This window comes from Streptomyces sp. NPDC054841 (genome assembly GCF_053611045.1).
The window spans coordinates 1-5,790 of sequence record NZ_JBSGZO010000505.1; the positions used below are offsets into that span (position 1 = coordinate 1).

Here is a 5,790-nt window from a genome sequence, read left to right on the forward strand (position 1 = left end):
GGGCCCCGCCGCCGGTGAGGAGCGCGAGCGTGGTGGCGACGGCGGCGAGGCCGCGTCCTAAGGTGTGACGTTCGGTAGGCAAGTGCGGCTCCAGAAGGCTTGAATGGAACACAAACGAACGGGTACGAACGAAACTCACCACATCCGATAGTGCCCACGGCGGGGACACGTCAAGCCTGGTGTGGGAAGTGGTCCGCCCTGCCCCGCTTCGTCGCAGCCCACGCCCAGCTCGGTGCCAATTGCCCTGGCATCAATCGCGGTTGACGCACCACCATGCGCACGGTTCTCTGTAGCCGTGTCAAACCTTCGCGTTGAGCGCATCGAACGGGTGGACGACGATGCCAGGCTTCAAGACTGGCAGTACGTCCACAACCTGATCATCCCCACTCACTTCCTGTCCCTCGATGACGTGCGTGAGCGTTCCCGGCGCAACCAGCTGGACGTCGCGTATCTCGACGACGTGCTCGTGGGCTGCATGACCGTGCGTCCGCCCACCGACGGGACATCGACGGCCACAGTGATCGCCCGGGTGCTCCCCGACCACCGCGGGCAGGGATTCGGCGGCGAGCTCTATGCACAGGGGCTGACACAGGCGCGAAAGCTCGGCGCCGACGTCATCGAGACGGTGGTCTGGGCGTCCAACGTCGACGGGCTCCGGTTCGCGCAAGCGCAGGGATTCGTCGAATTCGACAGGTACCTGCTGCCGGGCGACAGCGTGCCCTGGATCGACTTGAGGCTTGCCTGAGCCGCTCGGTGGCTGTGTTCAGGAAAGAACCGCGCGTGCCTGGCGTGTGCCGGGCCGTCCTACAGCAGCAGGACGATGCCGGCAGAGACGCCGCCCACGATCAGTGCGAAGGCCGCTGGGCGCCACCCGCCGTCGCGCCAGGGGAAGCGCAGGTCGAGTGAGAGGCGGCCCGGGCCCAGGGCGGCGATGGAGAGTGCGACGGCGGCGAGCGCCATCGGGTATTCGAAGGCGGCGCCGACGGAGAACAGGCCGCTGTCGGAGGCGAGCACCATGGCGTTGATCATGACCCCGATCACGGCAGCCGCGGCGAGCGGAGTGAGCAGTCCGACGGCCAGGCCCAGCCCGCCGAGGAACTCGGAGGCTCCCGCGAGGCCGGCGAAGACCACGCCGGGTTCGTAGCCCAGGTCGGCGAACCCCTTGCCGGCAGCGTCCAGGCCCGGCCCTCCGAACCAGCCGAAGAGTTTCTGGGCGCCGTGGCCTGCCATGATCACCCCCACCGTCAGCCGCAGCAGGAGCAGGCCGGCGTCGGCGGCGCTCACCTGCCCCGACAGGCGGCCCGCGCCAGGAGAGGGGGCGCGGTGAGAACGCTCCGTAGGCTGATTCATCGTGGAGTCACCTCCTGCGCCGACGCCGCGGCCGGGCTGCCGGTGCGGGCGGCCCGAGGCGCCGGGGCGGTCAGGTGGAGCACTGGTGGAACAGTTGTCGAGGCTGATGCGCCCCGCCCTCGGCGGGCCACGGACGTGCACGGCACCAACGGACGCGTGCACGGCACCAACGGAGGCGCGCAGGGCACCAACGGAGGCGCGCAGGGCACCAACGGAGGCGCGCAGGGCACCAACGGAGGCGCGCAGGACACCAACGGAGGCGCCAACGGTGCCGTCACCGCTCCCTGCCCCGGGGCGGAGAGCGGCCTCTCGGCCGACCCCTCACCATTGTTACTGCCCCTCCCCGGCAGGGCACGTCCAGGCAGCACATGCCGCCACCGAAGAGGCCGAGTTCATGACGTGCACATGAAGGAACCGTGTGCCGGACGCCGGGCCGTCACCTCCTGCTTCCACGCTCACCGGGTAGTCGTCATGATCCCGACATGGAGGAGTGCATCGTGAGCAGGCCCCGCTCCGCCCGGCCGACCACCGTCGCGCTTGGCACGGTCCTCGCCGCTCTCGCCGCGGCGGTACCCGCCGCGGCCGTATCCGCCGAGGCGCGCACCCCTGCCCCCGCTCCACTGCCCGCCGTCACCGCCCGGGCGGAGGCACCCACGCTGTACGACGACGAGGCAGGCGGCAATGCCAACGCCGACGACCCCGCGATCTGGCGCAACGCCGCGGACCCGGGCCGCAGCCTGGTGATCGCGACGGCGAAGGAGGGCGGACTGCGCGTCTACGACCTCGACGCGCGGCAGGTCCAGTCGATCCCGGCGCCTCCCGCGGCCGGGCCGGACGACGCCCCCGGCCGGTTCAACAACGTGGATCTGGTCCAGGGCCTGCGGCTGCCGTCCGGGCGGGCCGACCTCGCCGTGACCACCGACCGTGGCCACGACCGGCTGCGGTTCTACCGCATCGACCGCGCGCGGCCCGGCGGCCCGCTCACCGACATCACCGACCCCGCCGCCCCGCCGGTCTTCTCCACCGGCCAGGACGAGATCAACAAGCAGAAGACGGCCTATGGTCTGGCCACCTGGACCGACCCGGCGAGCGGGCGCTCGTACGCCCTGGTCAGCCGGCGCAACCGCACCGCCGTCGCCCTGCTGGAAATCCGCGCCGGCGCCGGCGGCACGGTCACGTACCGCAAGATCCGCACGCTGGACCTGCCGTCCTCGTTCCGGCTGCCGAACGGCACCTCCTGGACGCCGTGCGCCGAGCCCGGCGAGCTGCCCCAGGTCGAGGGCATGGTCGTCGACCCGGCCAACGGCATGCTCTACGCAGGCCAGGAGGACGTCGGTATCTGGCGTGTGCGGGCCGACCTCACCGGCACCCCGAAGCTGGTCGACAAGGTCCGCGAGTACGGCGTCCCGGGCGTGTACGACGAGCAGACCGAGGAATGCGTCGCGGGCGACGACCCGGGCTACGGCGGCTCGCGCCTCGCGGCCGACGTCGAGGGACTGACGCTGCTGACCGAGCCCGACGGCGACGGCTACGTCCTGGCCTCCAGCCAGGGCGACAACACCTTCGCCCTGTACGACCGTGAGCTGGAGGACCGCAACGAGTACGAGGGCGGCTTCCGCATCACCGCCGCCTCGCCGGCCCTGGACGGCTCCGAGGAGTGCGACGGCGCGGCCGTACTCAACGCGCCCCTCGGCACGAAGTACCCGCGCGGTCTGCTCGTCGTCCAGGACGGCCACGACACCCCGGGCGACGGCGAACGCGAGGCCACCGGCTTCAAGTTCGTGGACCTCGGCGACGTCATGGACCGCATCGACGACTGAGCACTCACCGGGACGCGACCTGTCCCCGTCCCCTTCCCCGTGCGCGACTCCGCGCGCCCTCCGCGAGGGGAGCCGCGCGCGACGGCGACGCCCTGGCAGGTGCTGTACGCAGCGCCTGCCAGGGCGTGTTGGTGCCGCTGTACGGTCCGGCGGTCGCCGCCGCCGTAGGTCCGGCTGCACCACCCGCAGGTTCGACGACGCGGTGTCCGGTCCGGGGGCGGGCGCGGCGTACGCAGGTGCAAGGAGGAGAGGCGGCAGCAACACGGCCGCGAGGAGCACGGCGACGAGGTCGCGGGGACGCGATGACGTGGACACTTCGGGACATTAGGCAGGGCGTTCGCCCGAAGATGGTGATCGACATTCGGCCCTTCGGCTGATTCTCAGGCCCGTGTCGGGCTGAAGCTGCCGCTCGGGCCGAACGGCGGCCTCCCCAGGTCCATGCGAAAGTCAGCCGGTCCTCGGGCCCGGGCCGGGGCCGGTGCGCCGACCGAGGAGTTCGGCCAGCCCGCGCCGCGTGGCGGCCAGGACGACACGGTCCTCCGGGCGCAGGACATGACCGGGGTGGAGGTCCCACAGCAGCCCGGCGCCCGCCGCGTCGCCGTCGTCGGGGCGGGCCGCGCCGAGATCCGCCCGGCGACCGGCGGGATCGGTCGTGTCCAGGGCGATCACCCGCCATGCGCCGGGCCGGAACGCCTCGGTGACGGTACGGCCCTCGAACTGCGGATGCCCCGCGACGTCGAGCGCGGCGAACAGCAGCACCTTGCGCTCGACCGGGATGGCACCGAGGATCTGGCGGCCCATCATCGCCCCGGCGAACGCGGGCGCGGCGAGCGTGGAGACGCTGCGGCTGCGGGTGACCGCGTCGGGGTGGGCGGCCCGCAGGGTGCGGTAGACGGCGGTGGCGAAATCGTCGTCGTACAGCCGCAGGGCGACCTGCAGATCCGGTTTGACGGTGCGGGCGTACAGCGCCGCTTCCAGGTTCGTGGTGTCGGCACTGGTCACGGCCAGCAGCGCGTGTGCCCGGTGGATCTTGGCCGCTTCCAGCACGCCCTCCTGGGTGACATCGCCCAGGACCACCGGGACACGGTGCCTGCGCGCGAGCGGAATGCCACGTGCCTCCGGGTCCTCCTCCACGCACACGACCGGGATGTCGAGCTCACGGAGCCGGGCCAGCACGCGGGTGCCGACCTTGCCGAGGCCGAGCAGCACGACATGCCCGGACAGGCCGCGCGGCGGGCGGCGCAGCGCCCCAGCCGTGCGGAACGCGCCGAGCGCCTCCAGCGAGGCGGCCACGAGGAACGGCAGCAGCGCGAGGCCCACCAGTCCGGAGAGGAGCTGGTGCACCTGGCGGGCGGTGGGCTCACCCACGGCAGGGTCACCGATCCCGAACAGATCGAGGAGCGTGACGTAGACGGCGTGCAGCGGATGGTCGCCGGTGGTGAGCCAGGAGGTGACGGCCAGCGCGACCACGGCCGCGGCGACACCGGCGAGTGCCCAGCGCAGCCGCCGCGAGAAGATCTCCCCGAGCGGGGCGCCGCGACCGGCCAGACGGCGGGGCGGCACCTGGGGTCCGGCGTACGAGACGGTCTCCAGGACCATGGCCACCCGGCGGGGGGAGGCGGCGACCGTGGCGTCGTCGGGCAGCAGCAGGGGCCCTTGCGGGACGTTGCCGCTGTCCGGACTTCCCGTGGCTGCAAGACCGTTGGCGGTGGGCGACAGCAGGGCGAGCGTGAACGGGCCGGGGCCCGGGACCTCGCCGGACCCGGACGGTGTGCGTTCCGCGGCGCGCAGCAGCAGCCCGCCGGCCTGGACGACCTTGCTCGTACCGGCCACCGCGGTGGCCGCCAGCGCGGGCGCTGCCGTGTCCGCGTCGGACAGCACGGTGGTGGAACCGTCCAGCCCGGCGCGGTCGAGCCCGGGCATCGCGACCACCGCGGCCTGGTCGAGCAGCTCCTCCAGGCGCTGGCCCAGCTTGCGGTTGTAGAGCCGGATCACCAGCCGTAGTCGGGGGTTGAGCCGGCGGGCGGCCAGGGCGGCCCTGATGTTCGTCTCGTCGTCGTCGTACACGAGGGCGAGCGCCGCGGCCCGCTCCGCACCTGCCTGCCGCAGCGCCTCCTCCGTCGGCTCGGCGGCCTCCATCTCCTGGACCGGGAGCAGGAATTCGCCGCTGGAGCCGACGTCGTCCGCGCCGCCCGGCCGGTTCATCGCGGCGGACACCCGCCCGAAGAGCGCCGAGGCGCGCATACGGCTCGACGCCGCGGCCGGCTGCCGGCTCGCGGAGGCGCGGGAGGGCGGGACGAGGAGCGTCACCCGCTCCCCGTAGACGTCGTGCAGTTCGGCGGCGAGGCGGGTGGCCAGCGCATCGTCGCCGCAGACGATCATCTGCCCGGCGGGTGCGACGTGTTGGACCTGCTGAGGAAGTTGTGAGGACACAGCCCCAAGACTCTCCTGTCGGGGGCCGGGCGTGTGGCTCCCGAGACGATTTGCCGGGCACGAACACGTACTTCACGGTGGCGCGAGCCGTCAGGCGGCTGGGCGTCCGGGCGTCCAGGCGGCCGGGCCGTCGGGCTGTCGGGCCGCCGCGCCGCCCCCCCCCGCGGCGGCCCGGCGCCCCCGCCCG

At 73.0% G+C, this 5,790-nt stretch carries 4 protein-coding genes; 2 read left to right on the forward strand and 2 right to left on the reverse strand.

The genetic code is table 11. From position 1 onward, the window contains the following. Positions 1–328 precede the first annotated feature (328 nt). Positions 329–745, forward strand: a complete 417-nt coding sequence (locus tag ACWGI8_RS37865) for a GNAT family N-acetyltransferase (protein WP_453667976.1) — start codon at positions 329–331, stop codon at positions 743–745. A 59-nt stretch (positions 746–804) separates the two neighbouring features. Here ACWGI8_RS37865 and ACWGI8_RS37870 read toward each other — a convergent pair whose 3' ends face one another. Then, the gene (locus ACWGI8_RS37870; protein ID WP_453667977.1) at positions 805–1,350 is read right to left on the reverse strand and encodes a DoxX family protein; all 546 of its coding nucleotides are present in this window, start codon (positions 1,348–1,350) and stop codon (positions 805–807) included. A 497-nt stretch (positions 1,351–1,847) separates the two neighbouring features. Between ACWGI8_RS37870 and ACWGI8_RS37875 the strand changes: the two genes are divergently transcribed. After that, positions 1,848–3,170, forward strand: a complete 1,323-nt coding sequence (locus ACWGI8_RS37875; RefSeq protein WP_453667978.1) for a phytase — start codon at positions 1,848–1,850, stop codon at positions 3,168–3,170. Positions 3,171–3,617: 447 nt separating this feature from the next. Here ACWGI8_RS37875 and ACWGI8_RS37880 read toward each other — a convergent pair whose 3' ends face one another. After that, positions 3,618–5,552 (reverse strand): NAD-binding protein, encoded by a 1,935-nt coding sequence (locus tag ACWGI8_RS37880; RefSeq protein WP_453667979.1) that lies wholly within the window; start codon positions 5,550–5,552, stop codon positions 3,618–3,620. Between the last annotated feature and the right edge of the window lie 238 nt (positions 5,553–5,790).

What these genes read in the sequence shown, in the direction of transcription:
- ACWGI8_RS37870 (WP_453667977.1), bottom strand. Translation starts at nt 1,350, where the DNA reads ATGAATCAGCCTACGGAGCGTTCTCACCGCGCCCCCTCTCCTGGCGCG.
- ACWGI8_RS37880 (WP_453667979.1), bottom strand. Translation starts at nt 5,552, where the DNA reads ATGATCGTCTGCGGCGACGATGCGCTGGCCACCCGCCTCGCCGCCGAA.